15 protein-coding genes, 1 tRNA gene and 5 pseudogenes are annotated in these 22657 nt (G+C 68.1%); 12 read left to right on the forward strand and 9 right to left on the reverse strand.

The features are described 5' to 3' along the window. Positions 1-17: 17 nt before the first annotated feature. A pseudogene (locus MNOD_RS44310) lies at positions 18-217 on the reverse strand (transposase domain-containing protein); the annotation flags it as partial. Between the two features lie 95 nt (positions 218-312). On the opposite strand from MNOD_RS44310, the pseudogene tnpA reads away from it, so the two are divergent. Together tnpA and tnpB are read left to right on the forward strand one after the other, a co-directional pair. Next, positions 313-661 (forward strand): annotated as a pseudogene (gene tnpA / locus MNOD_RS44315) (IS66-like element accessory protein TnpA). Beyond that, positions 658-918, forward strand: a complete 261-nt coding sequence (tnpB, locus tag MNOD_RS29925; RefSeq protein ID WP_050783431.1) for an IS66 family insertion sequence element accessory protein TnpB — start codon at positions 658-660, stop codon at positions 916-918. The pseudogene tnpA and the gene tnpB overlap by 4 nt, the downstream one beginning before the upstream one ends. Positions 919-967: 49 nt before the next feature. Here the strand turns inward: tnpB and MNOD_RS44320 are convergent. From MNOD_RS44320 to MNOD_RS29940, 5 genes and pseudogenes are all read right to left on the reverse strand, one after another. Then, positions 968-1246: pseudogene (locus MNOD_RS44320) on the reverse strand (IS481 family transposase); the annotation flags it as partial. A gap of 322 nt (positions 1247-1568) precedes the next feature. Next, a complete protein-coding gene (locus tag MNOD_RS44325) occupies positions 1569-2318 on the reverse strand; it encodes a right-handed parallel beta-helix repeat-containing protein (RefSeq protein ID WP_015932708.1) in 750 nt (249 codons plus the stop codon). Positions 2319-2454: 136 nt separating this feature from the next. Further along, positions 2455-3365 (reverse strand): annotated as a pseudogene (locus tag MNOD_RS29930) (helix-turn-helix domain-containing protein). Positions 3366-3538: 173 nt separating this feature from the next. After that, positions 3539-3905: pseudogene (locus tag MNOD_RS29935) on the reverse strand (IS701 family transposase); the annotation flags it as partial. A gap of 21 nt (positions 3906-3926) precedes the next feature. Next, positions 3927-4002, reverse strand: a tRNA-Asn gene (locus MNOD_RS29940). A gap of 189 nt (positions 4003-4191) precedes the next feature. Here MNOD_RS29940 and MNOD_RS29945 point away from each other — a divergent pair. The 3 genes from MNOD_RS29945 to MNOD_RS29955 all read left to right on the forward strand — a co-directional run bounded on the left by MNOD_RS29945 (position 4192) and on the right by MNOD_RS29955 (position 5917). Beyond that, on the forward strand, positions 4192-4569 hold the full coding sequence (locus MNOD_RS29945; protein ID WP_015932709.1) for a hypothetical protein: 378 nt from the start codon (positions 4192-4194) through the stop codon (positions 4567-4569). Between the two features lie 249 nt (positions 4570-4818). Continuing rightward, the gene (locus MNOD_RS29950) at positions 4819-5388 is read left to right on the forward strand and encodes a Ros/MucR family transcriptional regulator (protein ID WP_015932710.1); all 570 of its coding nucleotides are present in this window, start codon (positions 4819-4821) and stop codon (positions 5386-5388) included. A 148-nt stretch (positions 5389-5536) separates the two neighbouring features. Continuing rightward, positions 5537-5917, forward strand: a complete 381-nt coding sequence (locus MNOD_RS29955; RefSeq protein ID WP_015932711.1) for a hypothetical protein — start codon at positions 5537-5539, stop codon at positions 5915-5917. Positions 5918-5959: 42 nt separating this feature from the next. Here the strand turns inward: MNOD_RS29955 and MNOD_RS29960 are convergent, their stop codons facing one another. Continuing rightward, positions 5960-6214, reverse strand: a complete 255-nt coding sequence (locus MNOD_RS29960; protein WP_083786613.1) for a DUF4142 domain-containing protein — start codon at positions 6212-6214, stop codon at positions 5960-5962. A gap of 238 nt (positions 6215-6452) precedes the next feature. On the opposite strand from MNOD_RS29960, the gene MNOD_RS29965 reads away from it, so the two are divergent. Both MNOD_RS29965 and MNOD_RS29970 read left to right on the forward strand, forming a co-directional pair. Next, positions 6453-6725, forward strand: a complete 273-nt coding sequence (locus MNOD_RS29965) for a hypothetical protein (RefSeq protein WP_015932712.1) — start codon at positions 6453-6455, stop codon at positions 6723-6725. Between the two features lie 268 nt (positions 6726-6993). Continuing rightward, positions 6994-7260 carry a hypothetical protein gene (locus tag MNOD_RS29970; RefSeq protein WP_015932713.1) on the forward strand — a complete coding sequence of 89 codons (267 nt, stop codon included), beginning with the start codon at positions 6994-6996 and terminating at the stop codon, positions 7258-7260. A 111-nt stretch (positions 7261-7371) separates the two neighbouring features. Here MNOD_RS29970 and MNOD_RS29975 read toward each other — a convergent pair whose 3' ends face one another. Then, the gene (locus MNOD_RS29975) at positions 7372-9105 is read right to left on the reverse strand and encodes an MFS transporter (RefSeq protein ID WP_015932714.1); all 1734 of its coding nucleotides are present in this window, start codon (positions 9103-9105) and stop codon (positions 7372-7374) included. A gap of 749 nt (positions 9106-9854) precedes the next feature. Here MNOD_RS29975 and MNOD_RS29980 point away from each other — a divergent pair. After that, positions 9855-10955, forward strand: a complete 1101-nt coding sequence (locus MNOD_RS29980; RefSeq protein ID WP_015932715.1) for a class I SAM-dependent methyltransferase — start codon at positions 9855-9857, stop codon at positions 10953-10955. A gap of 70 nt (positions 10956-11025) precedes the next feature. Here the strand turns inward: MNOD_RS29980 and MNOD_RS29985 are convergent, their stop codons facing one another. Continuing rightward, on the reverse strand, positions 11026-13023 hold the full coding sequence (locus MNOD_RS29985; RefSeq protein ID WP_015932716.1) for a putative bifunctional diguanylate cyclase/phosphodiesterase: 1998 nt from the start codon (positions 13021-13023) through the stop codon (positions 11026-11028). A gap of 340 nt (positions 13024-13363) precedes the next feature. Between MNOD_RS29985 and MNOD_RS41870 the strand changes: the two genes are divergently transcribed. The 4 genes from MNOD_RS41870 (at position 13364) to MNOD_RS30010 (ending at position 22609) form a co-directional block, all read left to right on the forward strand. After that, positions 13364-13864 carry a hypothetical protein gene (locus MNOD_RS41870; protein WP_015932717.1) on the forward strand — a complete coding sequence of 167 codons (501 nt, stop codon included), beginning with the start codon at positions 13364-13366 and terminating at the stop codon, positions 13862-13864. Between the two features lie 587 nt (positions 13865-14451). Further along, a complete protein-coding gene (locus MNOD_RS30000; RefSeq protein ID WP_015932719.1) occupies positions 14452-19971 on the forward strand; it encodes a HAMP domain-containing protein in 5520 nt (1839 codons plus the stop codon). Continuing rightward, positions 19968-22067: a response regulator gene (locus MNOD_RS30005; RefSeq protein ID WP_015932720.1), complete on the forward strand. Its 2100-nt coding sequence runs from the start codon at positions 19968-19970 to the stop codon at positions 22065-22067. The genes MNOD_RS30000 and MNOD_RS30005 overlap by 4 nt, the downstream gene beginning before the upstream one ends. 11 nt (positions 22068-22078) lie before the next feature. Next, entirely contained in the window at positions 22079-22609 is a 531-nt protein-coding gene (locus MNOD_RS30010; protein WP_015932721.1) for a GNAT family N-acetyltransferase, read from the forward strand. Positions 22610-22657: the final 48 nt, after the last annotated feature.

Below are 22657 nucleotides of genomic sequence, written 5' to 3' on the forward strand. Positions count from 1 at the left end.
CATGCTGCCGGTGTTGATCAGGCGGCCTGTGCAGCTGCAGGTTCTTCAGCTTGCCATTTCCAGTGCCACGGCAAGAGCTCGTGGAGGCTGCCCTGCGGGATTTCGGCGATGCGCGTGAAGACGTCGGCCAGCCAAGCCTGCGGATCGACGTTATTGAGCTTCGCCGTCATATGAGCGTGGACATGACGGCGGCCCTGTTGGCGCCGCATACGCTTCCGACGAGGGCCGCCCTGCGGAGACGGCTGGCCCGTAGCTGACTGTCGGCATGGATATCCCGACCGTCAGCACATCAGTCGCCTTGAGGTCGTTGACATGGGTCGCCCGCGTCGGCGGTCGGATGCCGAGAAGGTGCGGATCGCCGCGGAGAGCCTTTCGGGGGCTCGGCTGACCTCGGCGACGGCGCGCCGGCACGGGATTTCCAACCAGCTTCTGTTTTCCTGGCGCAAGGCGTGTCGCGAGGGCCGGCTTGGCGATGTCAGCGCCAGCGGGTTCGTGCCGGCACTGGTGGTGCCGGAGACCAGCCCGCATGGCGAGCGGATCGCGACAGGTGGCGGCCGCATGGAGATTGTGAGCGCGAACGGCCGGCGAGTGATTGGTCGATCGCGATGTTGACGTCACTGCACTGCTGCGGATCGTCCAGGCGCTCGAGACGTTGCGATGATCCCGATTCCGAGCGGCGTGCGGGTGTGGCTGGCGACCGGGCACGCCGACATGCGCAAGGGCTTTGCGAGCCTGTCGTTGCAGGTTCAAGAGGTGCTGCGGCGCGATCCCTTAAGCGGGCATCTGTTTTGCTTCCGGGGCCGTCGCGGCGATCTGATGAAGGTGATCTGGCATGCTGGCCAAGGCGCGTGCCTGTTCACGAAGCAGCTGGAGCGCGCGCTGGACCATCCGCAAGTGTCTGAGCCTCACCTTCCATGATGCGGTGTGAGGGGGCGACAGTCGGAGCGGATCGGGAGCTCCGACAGAGCTCGCCGGGCACAGGTCGGCTGTGGCGGGTCTTTCCTTTGGCCCGCCGCCGCGGCTGCTTGAGAACCTGCTCGCCATGGCGCACGAGCACGCGATGGATGGTGTCGAGCGATAGCGTCAGATCGTGCTGACGGACGAGCTCGTTGCGGAGCGGCCTGATACCTCTGCCACCCCTTGCGCAGCATCGGGCGCGAGCTGCCGCAGCGCTGGCAGACGAGGCCGGCATCGCCGGTCCGGGCTAGAGTTCGATCCATCCCAGACGTGCCTTCGCCAGATCCATCGCCGTCTCCCGCCCTGGCTGAGGATCTGATGGGCAGCGCGGCATGCGCTGCCCATCAGATCCTCAGCCGCAATAGCATCAGAAGGCCAGATCAGCCGGAAACTGGGGCGGTGAGATTGAAACGATGTCGCCGAACCTCACACAGGAGCGTATCAGAGGCGCCCACCAACTCGAGGGGGATCAAGCCGCGGATCCCCCATCCCTGGCCACGCCAGCGCTTCGTCATCAAACACCCAACGCGGGAGCCGTATGCGGGAATCCCGCCCATACGGATCTGTGCGCTCAGAAATGAGCGTCCCTACCGCGATCGCATCCTGGTTTCTCATTGAAGAGGTACGGTCGCAGTTGGTGCTCCTCCGTTGATCGCATTATCTCCAAAAGAGCGCAAAACTCCGCCATTAGTAACAACGATGGGCGATCCGAGCACTGTAGAACGTCGAATGACCGCGATTCCGACTGACTGATCAATACTAATATTTGTAGTATTGCTGTCAACAAGAACGTCGTCTATCACTATACCATTGCTCACGCCCCCGGTTGGCGCAACGGCAACACCAACGCCATTTGCAATTATCGAACTGTCCCTGATTGTTGCGCGCGAGTAGGCAGATGAACTCAATCGCACCCCCGCATTGGAGAAACCAGATATAATGCAGTTTTCAATTGTTGTTTGTCCAGCACTGATTATGTTGATGCCATTGATTCCATTCCCCGCTCCGTCGACAGTCAGTCCGATCAGCGCCACTTGCGCACCCGGCGCATTAACAACAATTCCATTCGTGTTGGGAGCCAGAACGCCAGCCTCAACGCCTACAGACCGTATAGTAATAGGCTTGGTAATAGTAACAGCCCCGTATCCACCTGGATCTAGTACATTAATAATACCTCCAGATGCCGTCTTGCTTATCGCGCCCGCGAAGGTCTTACAAGGAGCTGTACGGCTGCAGGGGTTGACGTCATCCCCGACGCCCGACACCCAGGTGCGGGTTGCTTGCGCAAGAACATCCGTAGAATGACCGATGGCGGCAACTAATAGCAATCCGGCCACAGCTATCAATGCTGGAAATTTCATAGTTCCTCCGCCATGATCAGGTTTCTGCAGCAGGTTACTGCATTCAGGAAAAATGCAGAAGCCTTAGCACGCCGTCATTCGGGATCCCTGCCGACTGTTGCTATAAAGTCACTCTCAGTTGTAAGCGTCCCCGTAGTTACCCCCCGTGGTCTGAGTTAGAAATCTGTTTGCAGAAACGCGCCACGTTGGCCAGAACCGCGTCGGTGGTCTTGGTCCACACGAACGGCTTGGGATGAGCGTTCGTCTCGGCGATGTCGCCCTGGATCGTCGCCTCCAGGTCCGCGGTGCTGGTGAAGGCACCCCGCTCCAGACGGCGCCGGCTCGGCAGCGCGAACCAGCACTCGACCAGGTTCAGCCACGACGCGCTCGTCGGCGTGAAATGCAGATGAAACCGCGGATGCTGGACCAGCCCGTCGTGGATCAGCTTCGTTGTATGCGTCTTCAGGGTGTCGAGCACCAGGTGCACCGCCAAGTCCGGCGCCACACTGCTCTCAACCTGTTCAAGGGACGCGCGGAACTCGACGCTGCGATGACGCCGCGCAGCAGCCGATCACGGTGTCGGCCGTCACATCCAGAGCCGCAAACAGGTCGAGCGTGCCATGCCGGCGATCATCAGCGGTGGCCCGCTCGGCTCGGCCCAGCTGCAAGATGCGCGGCACGGCCGTCTGGCTCATCCCGCTGCGGTGAGCCATCGCGCGGGTGCTCCAGTGCGTGGCGTTGCGGGGCGCCTCCTCCAGGGTGAGGGCGACCAGCCGTTCGACGGCCTCGTCGCTGATGCGGCGGGGCGCGCCGGAGCGCGGCGCATCGACGAGGCCCTCCAGCCGGTGCACGGCGAAGCGCTGGCGCCACAGCGCCACGGTCTGCCGGCTCACACCCAGCGCCGTGGCCACGGCCCAGATTGGTCGCGCCTGGCTCCGCACAGGCGAGGACGATGCGCACGTGTTGGGCGAGCGCCTGACCCGTGCCGTGCCCCCGCAGCAGGCGGTGCAGTTCGGTGCGTTCATTCTCACGAAGGTTCAGCACCACAGCTTTGGGTCCGCGCGCCATGGCGCACCTCCGGGCTCGGCGCGCGCCAGCCTGTTCCCGCAGCCCGCACATGCAAGTAGAGTTCTAACTCAGACCACCAGCATTCCAGTTGCAACCTACGGCTGAGGTGCGCGCGTTGAGCAGCGGCTTGGTGAGCGCGCCGCCATGCGGACCAAGCAATCACGACGGCGGGCTCAATGCGCCGCTGCGCCAGCCGCATCGCTACGCGCCGGATCTCCTGGACTGACCAGGGCACCAGAGAACTTGGCGACGAGCGCCATTTTTGGGGGAGACCCGTTCGCCAGCCGGCGCACCCGGGCAAGCATGGCGAAGGCCAGCATCACCAGCGAGACGTGCCGGTGCCAGCCATGCCAGGACCGGCTCTCGCTGTGGGCCAAGCCGAGTTCCGTCTTGGCGGTCTCGAAGGCGTCCTCGACCGCCCAGCGCCGGCCTTCCGCCACCAGCCTCGCGATGGGCATGCCGGCCCGGGCACCAGGTCGTGAAGGAGGCCAGAGCCCCGTCAGATAGGCTGCGCCGCACCAGCAATCCGCATGTCCACAGGCGCGTAAGGGAGGAGCCGGCTGGCTCCCCGAGCAGGACTCGAACCTGCGACAAGGCGATTAACAGTCGCCTGCTCTACCAGCTGAGCTATCGGGGATCACGCTGGGGCGCCTCTCTAGGCGAAACGCGGCCCGCCGTCAAATCGATCCGCGGACGCCCGTGCGAGGGGCCCCGATCAACCATGTGTCGCAGGACACAGCACCCCGCGGCGGAGCTTGCGAGGGTGCGCCCGTCGGCTCCCGGGACGGCATCCTGCCCCCGGCAGCCCCGATCCGGGTGGTCGATCATGAAATCCCTCGTGCTGGGCCTTGCCGCCACCATCGCGCTCTCCGCCGCCACCGGCGCACACGCCGCCCTCACCATCGCCAGCGCCGATCCCGGTCCGTCCGCCGAGACCGCTGCGCCCCCGCCCGCCGCTCCGCCGCCCGCGCCCGAAGCGGAGAGCGCGCCTGAGCCGCCGCCTGCCGCCCGGCCGGCGCCGCGTCGCCGGGCGGCCGCTCCCGCCGCCAAGCCCGCCGGCTATCGCTCCGCCCGCTACGGCGGAGGCCACGGCGCCACCTGGAAGACGGGGAAGAATGCCTACGGCTTCGAGGGCACCTTCGGCGGCTGCCGCTTCGTCGGCTCCAGCGGGCCCGGCGGCTACAAGCTCGATCGCAGCTGCTGAGGCGCGCAACGTCCTTCGCGCGCTCCTGACCCTGATGCTCCATCGCAGCGCGAGCAATAACGCGATCGCCGCGCGCGTCTCAGCCACCGCGATCCGCCTCGACTGACCCCGAAACCTGTCCGCCGGATCACAGGATCGCGGAAAAGTGCGGATTCACCTCGGTTTTGATGTGAACATGCAACGATTCCTGTTGACGCTGCGCGCCCGACACTACACTGGTGTGTCATGCGCAAGCACAGGGATACATAGATGAGCGAGACTGAAGCAGCGGCCGTCGACCTGAGCGGCCTGACCAGCGATATCGTGTCGGCCTACGTTTCGAAGAACAACGTCCCGAGTGCCGAGCTGCCGACGCTGATCCGCAGCGTCTACGACGCGCTCCGCACCATCGGGAAGCCCGCGACCCCTGCCGCAGACGAGACGCCGAAGGCGACGCCCGCGCAGATCCGCAAGTCAATCACCGTCGATCACCTCGTCAGCTTCATCGACGGCAAGCCTTACAAGTCCCTCAAGCGCCACCTGACGAAACACGGCCTGACGCCCGAGGCCTACCGGGCGAAGTTCGGCCTGCCGCGCGACTACCCGATGGTGGCCGAGAGCTACGCCCGGCAGCGCTCGGAGCTCGCCCGCAGCCTCGGCCTGGGCCAGATCCGGCGCGAGCGCGCCAAGGCGAAGGCCGCAGCCTCGGCGCCCAATGTGGCGGAGATGGTCGAAACGCCCGCGCCGCCCCCGGCGCCCGTGATCGCCGAAGCACCCGCCGAGGTTCCGGCGAAGAAGCCGGCCCGCCGCTCCCGCGCGGCCAAGGCCGCCGCCGAGTAGGCACCCGCCTCGACGCGGCCCGCCACCTTGCCGGGCCGCGCCAGCCTCCGGGCGAGATTCGGCCGGCACCGCCGTTCTTGACCGCTCCCGCCGCCGAACCGATAAGCCCGCGGCGACGCTCCGGCGCGCTGGTTCCCTGGCGGTGGCGATGCGAACCGCAATCCTGCTCTCCCTCTGGCTCTGTGCCGACGGCGTCGCCGCGGGCGAGCAGCTGCCGGCCCTCGACCCGCGCACGGCCTATTCCGAGTTCCGCATCAGCCTCGCGCTCCAGGGCTGGAAGCCCGACCAGGCGGCCAAGAGCCGCGCAACCTGCGTGAGCGGTCGCACGCGGATCTGCGAGACCTACGCGGAGGCGATCACCTGCCGTCGGACGACACCCTCCCGCTGCCTGTTTCTCTGGACCAAGAACCAGACGCAGATCGAGATCGAGACCGTCGGCAGCAAGGCGCAGGGAATCACGGTCGATCAGATGCGCTGCCGCAGCGGCTGCCTCGCCGCCGAGCCGGCCCGGCCATCGGTCGACCACTGAGCCGGGGGACCAGCGGCAATGCCCCCGCCGGCACTGGGGGTCTCAGCCTTGCGGACCGCCCAGCATCGCCTGCATCTGCGTGAGCTGCGCGATATGCAGCCGGATCAGCGGCAGCGCGCTGCGCGCGATGCGGCGCAGGCCCGGATCCTCGCCGCTCTCCGCATAGGAGCCATGGGTCGCCAGCGCCTCCCGGTGCCCGTGCAACTGGGCCTTGACGAAGGTGGCGTCGTATTGCGGCCCGGGCTGCAGACCGGAGAGATGGGACGCGATCGGGGCCTTCTGGGCGTCGCTGGTCATGGACGGACCGGCCGCACCCGGGGGCCCGGTTGCACGGGGCCGAGCGCTCGCGGACATAATCTCGACACGAGAGCGCCTGTTCCTTTGGCCCGAAGCGCTCGGCCCGGGGGCCCGGAACCTGCGGGGTGCCCGGAACTTGCAAGTGGTCCCTCGCCGATGGCGGGGAGGCCGCCGGACGGGCGCCCGGCCGGGCGCCGCAAGGCCCGAGACACCGGACCGGGAGAGGAGAAACGCGGCGATGCAGGATCGAACGTCGCCCCCCCTCCAGGTGGACCAGCAGCTCCAGCGGGTGCTGGCCGCCTCCCTGGCCCTCGCAGAGCAGACGGCGCTCCTCGGCCTCGCACTGCAGATCGCGTGGCTCGAAGCCTGGATACGCCCGATCCTGCAGGCGAGCGACGCCTATCAGAGCTGGCGGGCGCAGCAGGAGCGGCGCGCCCGGCTGGTGCGGCGCGGCATTCCGGACCAGCTTGCCCGGCAGAGCCTGCGACTCGTGGAGCAGCGGCGCGGTTGAGCGGCGGCCCGTCCCGGCATTGACCCGGCGGCAGGAACCCGCCGCGGCGTGGCCCGTTGACAAATCCAGGAGGGTAGAACGACCCGTCGTGCGGCGTGTGAAACCGCACGCCGTTCGTGCGCGCTTTCGTGTTTACCGAATTTCGAAAGGACACGCTTGTCGGGCAGCAACCCTTCGGGCGTTCGCGACTTATCTATGGCAGAATGGCGGCCAGGCAGCGCACTGCCGACCACGACGACGCGAAGCTCTCAGGAACAGGATACACGACATGCGCGCGCTCTTCGGCGCCCGGCTGACTCTGCTCGCCGCTCTGACCGCCGGTGCGGGCCTCGCGGCTGCCCCGGGATTCGCAGCGCCCGCCGTCGACAAGGCGCCCGCCAAGGCGCAGAGCCGCAGCCCGGCGGTCCGCGACGTCACCGCGACGGCGACCATGCCGGAGGAGGGGACGGACGACGCCAACTGCACCACCGCGCGCAAGCGCCTGTTCGTGGAAGGCGAGGGCTGGATCGTCCGCCGCGTCACCACCTGCCGCTGACGCGACACCCCGGCGGTCGCGACTCCGTGCCCCGGGAAGCGGCCAGGAGAGCAGCCATGAAAAACCCCGCCTCCAGGGGAGGCGGGGCTTGGCCTGTGGATGCGTCCGCGCTCAGGCGAGGATATCGCGGTCCTTGGTCTCCGGCACGAACAGGAGGCCGATGACGAAGGTCATCATGGCGATCACGATCGGGTACCAGAGGCCGTAATAGATGTCGCCGGTCTGGGCCACCATGGCGAAGGAGGTGGCGGGCAGGAGGCCGCCGAACCAGCCGTTGCCGATGTGGTAGGGCAGGGACATCGAGGTGTAGCGGATGCGGGTCGGGAACAGCTCGACCAGCGCCGCCGCGATCGGGCCGTAGACCATCGTCACGTAGAGGACGAGAACCGTCAGGATGGCGACCACGATCAGCTTCTGGCCCGAGAAGATGTCGATCGGGTTCGCCGCCTTGATGATGTCGGGGTTGTTGGCGCCCGGATAGCCCGCCTCCGTGAGGGCGGCCGGAACCGCCTTGGCGAAGGCCGGATCGCTCACCGCGAAGTCCTTGCCCGCGATGCTGACGGTGGTGGGCGTGCCGGCCGGGACCGCCTCGGTCCGGTAGTTCACCGCGCTGCGGGCGAGCAGCGCCTTGGCGATGTCGCACTCCTTGGTGAACTTGGCCGTGCCGACGGGATTGAACTGGAACGAGCACTCGTCCGGGTTCGTCTTGACCACCACCTCGACGCTGCCCTGCGCCGCGTAGAGCTTCGGGTTGGCATTGGCGGTGAGCACCTTGAACAGCGGGAAGTAGGTCATCGCCGCGATCAGGCAGCCGCCCAGGATGATCGGCTTGCGGCCGATCTTGTCGGACAGCGCCCCGAAGAACAGGAAGCCGCCGGTGCCGAGGATCAGCGACCACGCGATCAGCACGTTCGCGGTGTACTGGTCGACCTTAAGGATGCTCTGGAGGAAGAACAGGGCGTAGAACTGGCCCGTGTACCAGACAACGGCCTGGCCGGCGGTGAGGCCGAGGAGCGCGAGGAGCGCCCATTTGGCATTGCGCCACTGGCCGAACGCCTCCGAGAGCGGCGCCTTCGAGTGCGTGCCCTCCTCCTTCATCTTCTTGAAGGCGGGGCTCTCCTGCATCTGCAGCCGGATCCAGACCGAGATGGCGAGCAGCACCACCGAGACCAGGAAGGGAATGCGCCAGCCCCAGACCTGGAAGGCCGTGAGCGTCGTCGTCGTGCCGTCCGGGTTCTGCGTGACGGTGGCCGGATAGGCCGTGTTCACGTAGCCCTGCGTCGACAGGATGATGATGAGCGACAGAAGCAGGCCCAGCGTCGCCGTGGTCTGGATGAACGACGTGTAGAAGCCGCGCCGGCCGCGGGGCGCGTGCTCGGCCACGTAGACCGCGGCCCCTCCGTACTCGCCGCCCAGCGCGAGGCCCTGGAACATGCGCAAAGCGAGCAGCGTCACGGGCGCGACCCAGCCGATGCCGTAGGCGGACAGCATGCCGTAGGAGGGCAGCAGGCCGACGCAGAAGGTCGACAGGCCCATGATCAGGATGGTGATGAGGAAGGTGTGCTTGCGCCCGACCATGTCGCCGAGCCGCCCGAACACCAGGGCGCCGAAGGGCCGCACCAGGAAGCCCGCCGCGAAGGCGAGCAGCGCGAAGATATTGCGGGTCGCCTCCGGGTAGGCGGAGAAGAACTGCGCGCCGATCACCGCGGCGAGCGAGCCGTAGAGATAGAAGTCGTACCACTCGAAGACGGTGCCGAGGGACGAAGCCAGGATGACCCGCTTCTCCTCCCGGGTCATCGGCCGGGCGGTGTCCACCGCCTGACCGACCGCGGTTGCTGTTGCCATGGGGCGTTCCTCTATGGTGCGAGCCGCGTGGCCGGCGGGGCGTCCCGCCGGGCGGCCCGGTCGCCGCGCGATCTCGATCCGCGCGGGAGGTCGGGACCGGTAGATCCGGCCTCCGCGGGGACTCCCGTCACGGTCGCAAACCGAGGGTTAATCCAGCCGCGGCCCGGGCCCAATTCTCCGTTCGTCGTCAGACTTTCGGATCATCCGGCGTCATCCCGGCCCGGGAGAGCCGCCCATGGGTCGTCGATCGTGGCACGCCCCGGGCTTTGCCATGACAGCGTCCCGCATACCGCAGAGGAATATGAACAGATCGAGGGATATCGTCTCCGCCGTTTCGGCCGAACCTGCACCGTTGCAGACAACAATACTCCGGATCAGGTTATGTTTTTTCTCTGACAAAAGGGAGCCGAGGAGCGACTCAAGCCTGGCCGTTGCGCGCGACCCTTACCGCGAGTTGCATGATCTGGATCCTGCGTTGAGCCAGCTTGGCCGAATGGCCGCACCCGCGAGGGTTATTCAGCGCGGCGCCACGCATCCGCATCTCAAACCGACCTGATCCTTGCAGGTATTTACACGATACGGCCGAATATTATTCCGGATTTTCACGCCGGAGTTGTTCCCGTTTTACACAGGTTTCAGATCGGTCGAATGCGTGCGTTCCGCTTAATAGCTTGTTAACCCTAGGCCACTGGAGGGCTTGGGGGGCGCCTCCAATCACGAAGATCGGACGACGTGGGAATCGAAAGCTCATGAGCCGCAATTCAGCACAGGCGATCCGCGAGACGAGCCAAGCTCTGCTCAAGGCGCCTCGAACTCCCGCCATGGCAAATGTCGCGGTTCCGGCGGCGCGGGTCGTGCACTCACCTTCCGTCTATACGCGCCTTCCGGTCCACTCCCGCGAGCGGCACTACGCGGCGGTGGCGTACGATGTGAACCGCGCCCTCGATCAAGTCTACGACATCGCCCTCTCGGAGGGATACGACCCCTTCATCTCCGAGTTGATCGATTTCCTCGGCCTGATGAAGGACTCGTTCAAGGAGAAGACCTGGCGCGAGGCGGTCCTTCCGGCGGCCCGCGAGCACAAGGTGGCGGCGCTCGTGCACGAATGCCCCTTCACGCGCCATTCCTACCTGCGTCCGCGCGGCTATCCGGGCGATGCCGGGCTGCTCGATTTCGTCTACCGCCATCCGGTCGCCCGTCCGCTGGAAGGCGCCGCCACGGCCGGGGGGCGGTCGGTCATGGCCCACACGGTGAACGTCACGGCCTGCGAGGCCGTCCGTCAGCGCAAGGAGATCCTCGCCCGGACGATCGACGAGGTCGCCCGCCTGCGCCCCGGGGCGGAGGTGCTCGCCGTGGCCTGCGGGCACCTGCGCGAAGCGGAATCGAGCCTCGCGCTGCGGGAAGGCCGGGTGTCGCGCCTCGTCGCCACCGATCAGGACCCGGTCAGCCTGGAGACGGTGGCCGCCTACCGGGACACGATCTCGCCCGCGATCGAGGTCCGCAACCTCAGCGTCCGGCACTTCATCGCCGCCAAGCACGACCTCGGGAGCTTTGATCTCGTCTACGCCGCCGGCCTGTACGACTATCTGGAGGAGCGGCTCGCAGCCCGGCTGACGCGCAGCCTGTTCGGCCTCCTGAACAGCGGCGGCCGCCTGCTCGTCCCGAACTTCCGCACCGGCGTGCGGGAGGAGGCCTATATGGAAGCCTACATGGACTGGTACCTCCTGTACCGGTCCCGGGCCGAGATCGAAGCCTTCGCGGCCGAGATTCCGGCCTCCGCGATCGCGCGCACGGCATATTTCGAGGATGCGAGCGGCCTCATCGGCTATCTGGAGATCGAGAGGCGCTGAGGCTGCCCCTCTGCCTCCGGACAAGGCTCAGGCCGACGGCCCATGCTGCCGACGCATCGGGCCGCCGGGCTCATGCGACCGCGGCCCCCAGGGCGAGCCGGTCGCCCCTGGCGGCGAGCAGCCCCAGCGCGTCGGCCGACATCGGCCGGTTGAAGTAGAACCCCTGGAGCAGGCCGACCCCGTACTGCTTCAGGAGCGCGACCTGCTCGCCCGTCTCGACGCCCTCGACGACGATGTTCTGGCCGGAGTTCTGCACCAGCGTGATGATGTCCTTCAGCATCTTGGCGCCGCGCGGCGTGTCGCTGGCCTGAACGAATAGCCGGTCGACCTTGACCGTATCGAAGCTGATCCGGCTGAGGCAGGACAGCCCGGCGAAGCCGGTGCCGAAATCGTCGAGCCAGATCTGCACGCCGAGGCGCTTGAGCGCGGCGATCGTCTCGGCCACGGCGGAATCGGTCTCGATCTCCAGCCCCTCGGTGATCTCGATGGCGAGACGGTGCGGGGCGACCTTCGCCTCGCGCAGGATGGCCCCCACCGTCTCGACGAAGTTCGGCCGCCTGAGCTGCACCGCCGAGACGTTCACGCTGATCGTCGGGATCGCCTCCGTGAGGCTGAGCTGCCGGCAGGCCTGCCGGCAGGCCCAGATCCCGAGATCCACGATCGCCCCGGTGCGCTCGGCGACCGGGATGAACAAAGCCGGCGAGATCGCGGTGCCGTCGGCTGCGGACAGCCGCATCAGGGCCTCGGCCGCGCGGATCCGGCCCGCCGCGACGTCCCAGATCGGCTGGTAGACCAGCGACACCCGGTCCTGCTCGATCGCCGACCGCATCGCCTCAATCACGCTGTCCTGCGTGCTGTTCGTGCCGAACAGCCGCTCGTCGAAGAGCTTGACGCAGTTCCGGTTGCTGTCCTTGGCGAGATAGAGGGCGCGGTCCGCCCCGGTGACGATCCGCTCCGGCTTGTCGGCGGCGATCCCCCGGCAGAAGGCCGCCCCGATGCTGACGGTGACCGTCGCCAGGTGGTCGAGCCGCGCCTCGTGCGGGATCTTCAGAACCTGGATGCTGCCGCGCACGTCCTCCGCCACCGCCGCGATCTGCGCTTCCGTCTCGGACAAGAGCAGGATGATGAATTCCTCGCCGCCGAAACGGCCGATCCGGCAGCCGTGGCGGGCCGCCACCTCCTCCATCACCCGCGCGACCGCCACCAGGCAGGCATCACCCTTCTGGTGGCCGTAATAGTCGTTGAACATCTTGAAGTAGTCGATGTCGATCAGGATCACGCCGAACGCCGCCGACCGCTCCTTCCAGGCGCCCCAGAACTCGCTCAGCAGCTGGTCGATGGCACGGCGGTTCAACAGACCGGTCAGGGCATCGGTCGTCGAGAGCTTCAGGAGCTCCTCGCCGCGCTCCGTCGCCTGCTTCTGACGGATCTCGGCCCGCATCGAATTGAGGAACACGCGGTACCGCTCAAGGTTCAGCTTCCAATTGATGAAAATCGTCAGAACGAAACTGAGAACGTAGAGCGACCCGATGGCCACGTAATACTGAAAGGGGAACTGAAAAAACAACAACGTCGACACGAAAAAGATGACGGTGATCAATCCGGAGGCGAGCAGCGCGACCCGGAACCGGAAATTGAAGAACAGGTTCGACACCATCATGAAGACGGTGCCGTACGCAAGATAGTAGGAGACATTCGCGCTGTGCGCACTGAACACCGTAAGCAGCAGCCATGACGCGTAGCCGACGACGACGCCGAGCGCGCATTGCAGCTCGACCAGGGCGGCATCGACATTCCGCCTGATCTGCAGGCCGATGCAGAGAATATAGACGGCGCCGATGGCCAGCCGCGACAGGACTGCGTAGAAGATGACATCGCCGATCAGGAGCGCGTCGGTGATCGAGAACAGAATGTAGAGAGCGCCGACGAACCAGATCGCCAGCCGCGCATCCTGGCGCTGCACCTGCCGCTGCTGCGCATCGTAGAGCTTCTTGAGAATGCTAAATCGCCGATCATACCAAGATTTGGCGATCTCAGCATCGAGCAACTTGGCGAAGTCTGCTTGCATAACGGGATCCTGAATGGCGCCTGTAATAGCAGCTCCCGTCTCAAGAAACGTTAACGGCCGGGTGAGGAACGTCTCCCCGGGCTTATGGACAGCCGAACGACCGGTCGAGGCTGCGGCCGGCGCAGTTCGGTACGAGGAAAGACCTTCCGGACCCAGGGGCCCCGGCGGGGCACGGCTGGACCTCCGCCCATGTCCTGCGCAATCTGCCACGGTTGGCGCTTGCGCGCGGTCGGAACGACCATGGGCGCCGCGCGATTGGAGTCATGTCCAGGAGACGCCGGCACCGGTTCTCCGGCCGGACAGACTCGAAGGGGCGAATTCTCCGGGAGGCGTGGCATTCATGCGTCGTGACCTGATCGGCCTCGGCTTCGCCGTGGCGGCCCTGAGCGTCGCGGGCGAGCCCGCTCTGGCCGGCCCGCCGGCGGCTCCCGTCGCCGGGCCTGCCTTACGGCCGGCGCCCGGCTCGCATCCTGTGGCCAGACATCCCGGATTCCGCCGCGGGCGCTTCGCGGGGGCACCGGTCGGCCTCGTCGGAGGCGTGGCGGCGAGCGAGGCCCCGCCCCCCGCCGTGGCGGCCGAACCGCTCCTCACCCTGCCGCGGCCCGCCGAACTCGTGCCGTCGGCCTGGGGCTACGGCACCTACGGCATCCCGACCGTCGCGGGCATCGCGAGCCCGCCCCGGGCCGAGCCGGTGGTCTACGTCATCGACGGGGTCGGCTCCCGTGGGCCGGCGGAACTCGGCCGGCGCCGGAACGGCTCCTGGCAGGCGGCGGAGAAGGGACCGGCCTTGCGCCGATCCGAGCCGGCCCGGGTGGTGGGGATCGCCGTCCCGCGACGCTGAACAGGTTTCGGAACAGTGCCTTGCGGTTTTCCGTCAAAAATCTGCGACAAAAATCTGCGACACAGCAAAAGCCTGAGCGGACGAAGCGTCGGCCTGCCACCGCTTCGTCCGCTTAGAGCCCGTTTGAGCGTCGAGGACAAGCTTATGATGACTTTATATTTCATGTAGTTTATCCCACCCTCGCCCTCATCCTGAGGTGCTGCCGCAGGTGGCAGCACCTCAGGATGAGGGCGAGGGTGGGATAAACTGCTCAAACAGGCTCTTAGAGACGGCCGGGCACTGGGGATTGCTCCTTCGCCATTCGACCCGGCGGGATCGCCGTCGAGGACGGGCCGGAGCGCGCCTACAGTCTGATGCGCATCGCCGAGACGAAGCCCGACCTGATCCTCCTCGACGTCATGTTGCCGGTGATGGACGGTCCCGCCATGTGGCGGCGGCGCTCGGCCAGGCGGGCGAGGGGTGAGCCGGTATCCGGCCCCGGGCCGGGGCTGTCCTCGCGCTGTCCCGCCTCGCCGGTTCCCGCCGTTAGACCTTTCCGGGCGCCCCGGATATGGTCCACCAGGAACATACCCGGGGGGAGCTAGGCCATGGAGCCGGAAGGCAACGCCGTGCGGCATGATGGAGGGGAGACCACCCCGGCGGGGGCAGCCCTCGTCGTGCGGCGGAAGGCGGAAGGCGGAGGACCGGCATCGCCCGATCTCGACCTCGACCAGCTGCTCGCTGCCCTCCAGGCGATGCGGGCGGGCGATTTCAGCGTGCGGCTGCCGGGCAACCTCACGGGCCGCTCCGGCAAGGTCGCCGACACCTTCAACGAGATCGTGGCCGCCAACGAGCGCATGGCCGGGCAGATCGAGCGGGTCGGGCAGGTGGTGGGCCGCGAGGGGCGCACCCGCACCCGCGTGCGCTTCGATCTCAGCCAGGGCGCCTGGGGGGAGATGGAGGCCTCCGTCAATACCCTGATCGACGACCTGCTCTGGCCGACGACGGCGGTGACCCGCGCGATCACGGCCGTCGCCCGCGGCGACCTCCTGCAGACCGTGCCCCTCAACGTGGACGGGCGGGCGCTCCAGGGCGAGTTCCTGCGCTCGGCCACCATCGTCAACGCGATGATCGAGCAGCTCAGCGTGTTCACCTCGGAGGTGACGCGCGTCGCCCGCGAGGTCGGCACCGACGGCAAGCTCGGCGGCCAGGCCCAGGTGCGCGAGGTGACGGGGGTCTGGAAGGACCTCACCGAGAGCGTCAACTCGATGGCCTCGAACCTGACCGCCCAGGTGCGCAACATCGCCGAGGTGACGATCGCGGTCGCGAATGGCGACCTGTCGAAGAAGATCACCGTCGACGTGCGCGGCGAGATCCTGCAGCTCAAGGAAGCCATCAACACGATGGTGGACCAGCTGCGCTCCTTCGCCTCGGAGGTGACGCGCGTCGCCCGCGAGGTCGGCACGGAAGGCCAGCTCGGTGGTCAGGCCATCGTGCCGGGCGTCGCCGGCACCTGGAAGGACCTGACCGACTCGGTCAACGCCATGTGCGGCAACCTCACCGCCCAGGTGCGCAACATCGCCCAGGTGACGACCGCGGTGGCCCGCGGCGACCTCTCGCGCAAGATCACGGTCGACGTCTCGGGCGAGATCCTGGAGCTGAAGAACACCATCAACACGATGGTCGACCAGCTCAACGCCTTCGCGGGCGAGGTGACGCGCGTCGCCCGCGAGGTCGGCACCGAGGGGCGCCTCGGCGGCCAGGCGCAAGTGCCGGGCGCGGCGGGAACCTGGAAGGACCTCACCGACAACGTCAACTCCATGGCCTCGAACCTGACCGCCCAGGTGCGCAATATCGCCGAGGTCTCGACCGCCATCGCGAGCGGCGACCTGTCGAAGAAGATCACCGTCAACGTCTCGGGCGAGATCCTGGAGCTGAAGGAGACCATCAACACGATGGTCGACCAGCTCAACGCCTTCGCGTCGGAGGTCACCCGCGTGGCCCGCGAGGTCGGCACCGAGGGCAAGCTCGGCGGCCAAGCCACGGTGCGGGGCGTCGCCGGCACCTGGAAGGACCTCACCGACAACGTCAACTCCATGGCCTCGAACCTGACCGATCAGGTGCGCAACATCGCGGAGGTCGCGACCGCGGTGGCGCAGGGCGACCTGTCGAAGAAGATCACCGTCAACGTCTCGGGCGAGATCCTGCAGCTGAAGGAGACCATCAACACGATGGTGGACCAGCTGCGCTCCTTCGCGGGCGAGGTGACGCGCGTCGCCCGCGAAGTCGGCACCGAGGGGCGCCTCGGCGGCCAGGCGCAAGTGCCGGGCGTCGCCGGCACCTGGAAGGACCTCACCGACAACGTCAACTCCATGGCCGGCAACCTCACGGCCCAGGTGCGCAACATCGCCGAGGTCTCGACCGCCATCGCCAATGGCGACCTCTCCCGCAAGATCACGGTGGATGTGCGCGGCGAGATCCTGGAGCTGAAGGAGACCCTCAACACGATGGTCGACCAGCTCAACCGCTTCGCCTCGGAGGTGACGCGCGTCGCCCGCGAGGTCGGCAGCGAGGGCAAGCTCGGCGGTCAGGCGCAAGTGCCGGGCGTCGCCGGCACCTGGAAGGACCTCACCGACAACGTCAACTCCATGGCCGGCAACCTCACGGCCCAGGTGCGCAACATCGCCGAGGTGACGACCGCGGTGGCCCGCGGCGACCTCTCGCGCAAGATCGCCGTCGACGTGAAGGGCGAGATGCTGGAGCTGAAGAACACCATCAACACGATGGTCGACCAGCTCAACGCCTTCGCGGGCGAGGTGACGCGTGTCGCCCGCGAGGTCGGCACCGAGGGCAAGCTCGGCGGCCAGGCGCAGGTCCCCGGCGTGGCGGGCACCTGGAAGGACCTCACCGACACCGTGAACGTGATGGCCGCGAACCTCACCGAGCAGGTGCGCGGCATCGTCAAGGTCGTCACCGCCGTGGCGGATGGCGACCTGACCCAGAATCTCACGGTCGCCTCGAAGGGCGAGGTCGCGGCTCTTGCCGAGACCATCAACAACATGACGCGCACGCTCGCGACCTTCGCCGATCAGGTGACCACGGTCGCCCGCGAAGTCGGCGTCGAGGGCCGCCTCGGCGGCCAGGCCAACGTGCCGGGGGCGGCGGGCACCTGGAAGGACCTCACCGGCAACGTGAACCTGCTGGCGGCCAACCTCACCACGCAGGTGCGCGCCATCGCGGAGGTCGCCACCGCCGTGACCAAGGGCGACCTGACCCGCTCGATCCAGGTCGAGGCCCGTGGCGAGGTCGCGGAGCTGAAAGACAACATCAACACCATGATCGGCAATCTCCGCCTCACGACGGAGCGGAACACCGAGCAGGACTGGCTGAAGACGAACCTCGCCCGCTTCACCAACATGCTGCAGGGCCAGCGCGACCTCGCCACGGTGGGCCGCACGCTGCTCTCGGAACTCGTCCCCCTGGTCGGGGCGCATCAGGGCGTGATCTACCGGGTCAAGGGTGGCGAGGCGGGCCCGGAATCCTTGCGCCTGCTCTCGGCCTATGCGGACGGGGCGCGGAGCGGCCATCCCGAGCGGCTCGCCGTCGGCGAGGGGCTGATCGGCCAATGCGCCCGCGATGCAAGGCGCATGCTCATCACGGACGTGCCGCCGACCGCGACGCCCGTCGTCTCCGGCCTGTTCACGGCCGTGCCGCGCACCGCCATCGTGCTGCCGGTCCTGTTCGAGGGGCAGGTGAAGGCGGTGATCGAACTCGCCTCGCTCGCCACGTTCACGGACCTGCAGATCTCCTTCCTCGAACAGCTCACCACCGGCATCGGCATCGTGCTCAACTCCATCGAGGCGACGATGCAGACCGAGGGGCTGCTCAAGCAGTCCCAGGAGCTCGCGGGCGAGCTCCAGACCCGCCAGCGCGAGCTGCAGCAGACGAACGAGCAGCTGGAGCAGAAGGCCCAGCAGCTCGCCGACCGCAACGACGAGGTCGAGGCCAAGAACCAGGAGATCGAGCAGGCGCGGCGGGCGCTGGAGGAGAAGGCGGCCGAACTCGCGCTCACCTCCAAGTACAAGTCCGAGTTCCTGGCCAATATGAGCCACGAGCTGCGCACGCCGCTCAACTCCATCCTGATCCTCGGCCAGCAGCTCAGCGAGAATCCGGACGGGAACCTCAGCGAGCGGCAGGTGGAGTTCGCCCGCACGATCCATGGCGCCGGCACCGATCTGCTCAACCTGATCAGCGACATCCTGGACCTGTCGAAGATCGAGTCCGGCACGGTCTCGGTGGAGGCCGAGGAGATCAGCTTCGCCAACCTCCTGGCCGCGACCGCCCGGCCGTTCCGGCACGAGGCGGAGAACCGGCGCCTCGCCTTCGACGTCGAGGTCGCGCCGGAGCTCGGCACCCTCATCACCGATTCCAAGCGCCTGCAGCAGGTGCTCAAGAACCTGTTGTCGAACGCCTTCAAGTTCACCGAGCAGGGAGGCGTGCGCCTGCGCGTGGCCCCCGCGGCGGGCGGCTGGAGCGCCGACCATCCGATCCTGCGCCAGGCGCCCATGGTGGTCGCCTTCGAGGTCTCGGATACCGGCATCGGGATTCCGCCGGAGAAGCAGAAGATCATCTTCGAGGCCTTCCAGCAGGCGGATGCGGGCACGAGCCGCAAATACGGCGGCACGGGCCTCGGCCTCGCGATCAGCCGCGAACTCGCCAACCTCTTGGGCGGCGAGATCCAGCTGCGCAGCGCCTCGGGCGTGGGCAGCACCTTCACCCTCTACCTGCCGCTCACCTACGGGGGCGCGACGAGCGTGGCCGCCCCCGCGGCGCTTTCAGCGCCCTCGGCGCCCTCGACGGCATCCGCGCCGCTGCCCGCGGCGCGGGCGGCGGAACGGACCGTGCCGGTGGTCGAATCGGGCATGACCGACGATCGCGAGACCCTGCAGCCGGGCGACACGGTGCTGCTGATCGTCGAGGACGATCCCCACTACACCCGCGTGCTGATGCAGCTCGCCCGCGACACCGGCTTCAAGGTGCTCACCGCCAATCGCGGCGCCGACGCGCTGGCGCTGGCGCGCCGCTACCACCCGACCGCCGTCTCCCTCGACGTCTTCCTGCCCGACATGCTGGGCTGGACGGTGCTGAGCCACCTCAAGCAGGATCCGGCGACGCGCCACATCCCGGTCCAGATCGTCACCCTGGACGAGGATCGCCGCCACGGCCTCGCCCGCGGCGCCTTCGCGTTCCTGTCGAAGCCGACGAGGCCCGAGGATCTCGGCTCGGCGCTCCAGCGCATCAAGAGCTTCGCCGCGCCGCGGCGGCGCAGGCTCCTCATCGTCGAGGACAACCCGGCCGAGCGCCTGGGCGTCTCGACGCTGCTCGGCCATCAGGACATCGACATCGTCACGGCCGAGACCGGGGCGGGGGCGCTGGCGGCCCTGCGCGAGCACGCCATCGACTGCGTTGTCCTCGACCTGAAGCTCCCCGACATGTCGGGCTTCGAAGTGCTGGAGCGCCTGCGCGAGGACGACAGCCTCGCCGACCTGCCCGTGGTGGTGTTCACCGGCCGCGCCCTTTCCCCTGAGGAGGATGCGCGGCTCCACGCGCTGGCGCGCAGCGTCGTGGTCAAGGGCGTGGAATCCCCCGAGCGCCTGCTCGACGAGACCGCTTTGTTCCTGCACCGGGTGGTGGCGGAGCTGCCCCCCGAGAAGCAGCGGATGCTGGAGCGCCTGCACCGCTCCGACGAGGATCTGGTCGGCCGCACGGTCCTCCTCGTCGACGACGACGCGCGCAACATCTTCGCCCTGTCGAGCGTACTGGAGCGGCGCGGCATGCGGGTGCTGACCGCCACGACGGGGCGCGAGGCGATCTCGATTATAGAGGAGCGGTCCGACATTGCCATCGTGCTCATGGACATCATGATGCCGGAGATGGACGGCTACGAGACCATGCAGGTGATCCGCGCCAACCCGGCCTTCCGGCGGCTGCCGATCGTGGCGCTGACCGCCAAGGCCATGAAGGGCGACCGCGAGAAATGCCTGGAGGCGGGCGCCTCCGACTACCTTGCCAAGCCCGTCAACACCGAACAGCTCCTCTCGGCGCTGCGCCTATGGCTGCACCGGTGACATCCCTGCCGGCCGCTTCTCCGGGCGAGTCGAACGTCACCCCGCCGGGGCGGCGGGAGGACGAGCGCGTCAACATCCTGCTGGTCGACGACCAGCCGGCAAAGCTCCTGAGCTACGAGGTGATCCTGAGCGAGCTCGGGGACACGCTCATCAAGGCCACCTCCGCCCGCGAGGCGCTGGCGCATCTCCTGCGCACCGAGATCGCCGTGGTGCTGATCGACGTCTGCATGCCCGAACTCGACGGGTTCGAGCTCGCCACGATGATCCGCGAGCACCCGCGCTACCAGCATGTGGCCATCATCTTCGTCTCGGCGATCCAGATCAGCGACCTTGACCATCTGCGCGGCTACGAGGCGGGCGCGGTCGATTACGTGCCGGTGCCGGTGGTGCCCGCGGTGCTGCGCGCCAAGGTGCGGATCTTCGCCGAACTCTACCGCAAGACCCGCCAGCTCGAGCGCCTCAACGCCGAGCTGGAGCAGCACGTGGCCGAGCGCACGGCCGCCCTCGAAGCCTCGACCGCCCGCCTGCGCGAGAGCGAGCAGCGCCGCAGCCTCGCGCTCGCCGCCGGCCGCATGGGCTCCTGGGACTGGGACCCGGTGACGCGCGAATACAGCTGGGACGAGGGCCAGTACCGCCTGTTCGGCGTCGATCCCGCGCGCTTCGTGCCGACGCCCGAGAGCGTGGACGCCCTGATCCACCCGGAGGACCGGGAGCGGATGCGGGCGCTGGGGCGCCATGCGGCCCGCACGGGCGAGCCCTTCGACGCGGAGTTCCGCATCGTGCGGCCGGACGGCGAGATCCGCTGGTGCGTGGCAGGCGCGGCCACGACCCTCGATGCCGCCGGGCAGCGGCGCCTCAGCGGCGTCACCCACGACATCACGGCGCGCAAGCGGGCCGAGGAGGCCCTGATCGATCTCAACCGGGAGCTGGAGCGGCGCATCGAGGAGCGCACCCGCGAGCGCGAGGCGGCGCTCGCGCAGCTCTTCGAGGCCCAGAAGCTCGACACGATCGGCCAGCTCACCGGCGGGGTGGCGCACGACTTCAACAACCTGCTGATGGCGGTGCTGGGCTCCCTCGAACTCCTTGGGAAGCGCCTCGATCCGAAGGACGACCTGGCGCTGCGCCTGGTGGACAACGCGATCCAGGGGGCGCGGCGCGGCGCCGCCCTCACGCAGCGGCTCCTCGCCTTCGCGCGGCGCCAGGAATTGCGGCCGCAGACCGTGGCGGTGGCGGGCCTCGTCGAGGGCATGCGGGGCCTGCTGGAGCGGGCGCTGGGGCCCGGCGTCGACATCGTGACGCTTTTGCCCGCCGACCTGCCGCCGATCCGCATCGACGCCAACCAGTTCGAACTCGCCCTCCTCAACCTCGCGGTGAATGCCCGGGACGCGATGCCGCTCGGCGGCACGATCACCCTCGACGGCAGCGGCGTGGCGGAAGCGCCCGGCCTGCCGCCGGGCTCCTACGTGCGCATCGCCCTCACGGATACCGGCACCGGCATGGATGCGGCGACCCTCGCCAAGGCGACCGAGCCGTTCTTCACCACCAAGGGACCGGGCAAAGGCACGGGCCTCGGGCTGTCGATGGTGCAGGGGCTGGTGGCGCAGTCGGGCGGGGCGCTGCAGGTGTCGAGCACGCCGGGGCAGGGGACCACGGTCACCCTCTGGCTGCCCGCCGCCGCCCCGGTCGAGGCGCCGCCGCCTGCCGCACTGGCCTCAGCGGATCCGGCGGCGATTCCGCCCTGCACGATCCTGGTGGTCGACGACGACCCGCTCGTGCGGATCGGCACCGCCGCGATGCTGGAGGATCTCGGCCACGCCGTCCTCGAAGCCCCATCCGGGGCGGAGGCGCTGACGCTCCTGGAGGGCCGGACCGATATCGACCTCGTGGTGACGGACCACGCCATGCCGGGAATGACCGGCCTCGAACTCGCGCGGCGCCTGCGCGAGGTCTGTCCCCAGTTGCCGGTGATTCTGGCGACGGGGTTCGCCGAGCTGCCGAGCGACGACGAGGCCGCGGTGCCGCGCCTGTCGAAGCCGTTCAGCCAGGAGGAGTTGGTGATGCTGCTCGCGGCGGTGCTGGCTCCGGACGCCGCCTGACGCGCCGTCTCATGCCGATGATTCCCTTCGCCACCCTGCGCCCGGCGCAGCCCGAGGACGCCGACGCCGTGGAGGCCCTCTTGGCCGCCTCCTATCCGGTCCTCATGCGGTCCGCCTACGACGCGGACCTTCTCGCGCGCGCACTGCCGATCATGCTGCGGGCCAGCCCGACTCTGCTGCGCTCCGGCACCTACCACGTCGCGCAGACGGCCGAGGGGCAACTCGTGGGCGCCGGCGGCTGGACGCTCGCCCGGCCGGGCGCCCCGGCGCCGATCGACCCGACCCTGGGCCACATCCGACATTTCGCGACCCATCCGGCCTGGACGCGCCGAGGGATCGGCCGGGCGCTCCTGGCCCGCTGCGCCGCCGATGCGCAGGCCGCCGGCGTGCGGCAGTTCGAATGCTGGTCGAGCCGCGTGGCTGTGGCGTTCTATGCAGCTTTCGGCTTCCGAATCGTCGAACCGATTCTCGTCGCGATGGGGCCGGAGGTCGAATTTCCGGCGGTGCGGATGCTCTGCCCGCTCGGATCGGCCTCGCCGTGACCCCCCTTGGAGCATTTTCCGACGAAGTGGATCCCGGTTCGTCGCAGA

The sequence above is a fragment of the Methylobacterium nodulans ORS 2060 genome (genome assembly GCF_000022085.1).
Lineage (GTDB): Bacteria > Pseudomonadota > Alphaproteobacteria > Rhizobiales > Beijerinckiaceae > Methylobacterium > Methylobacterium nodulans.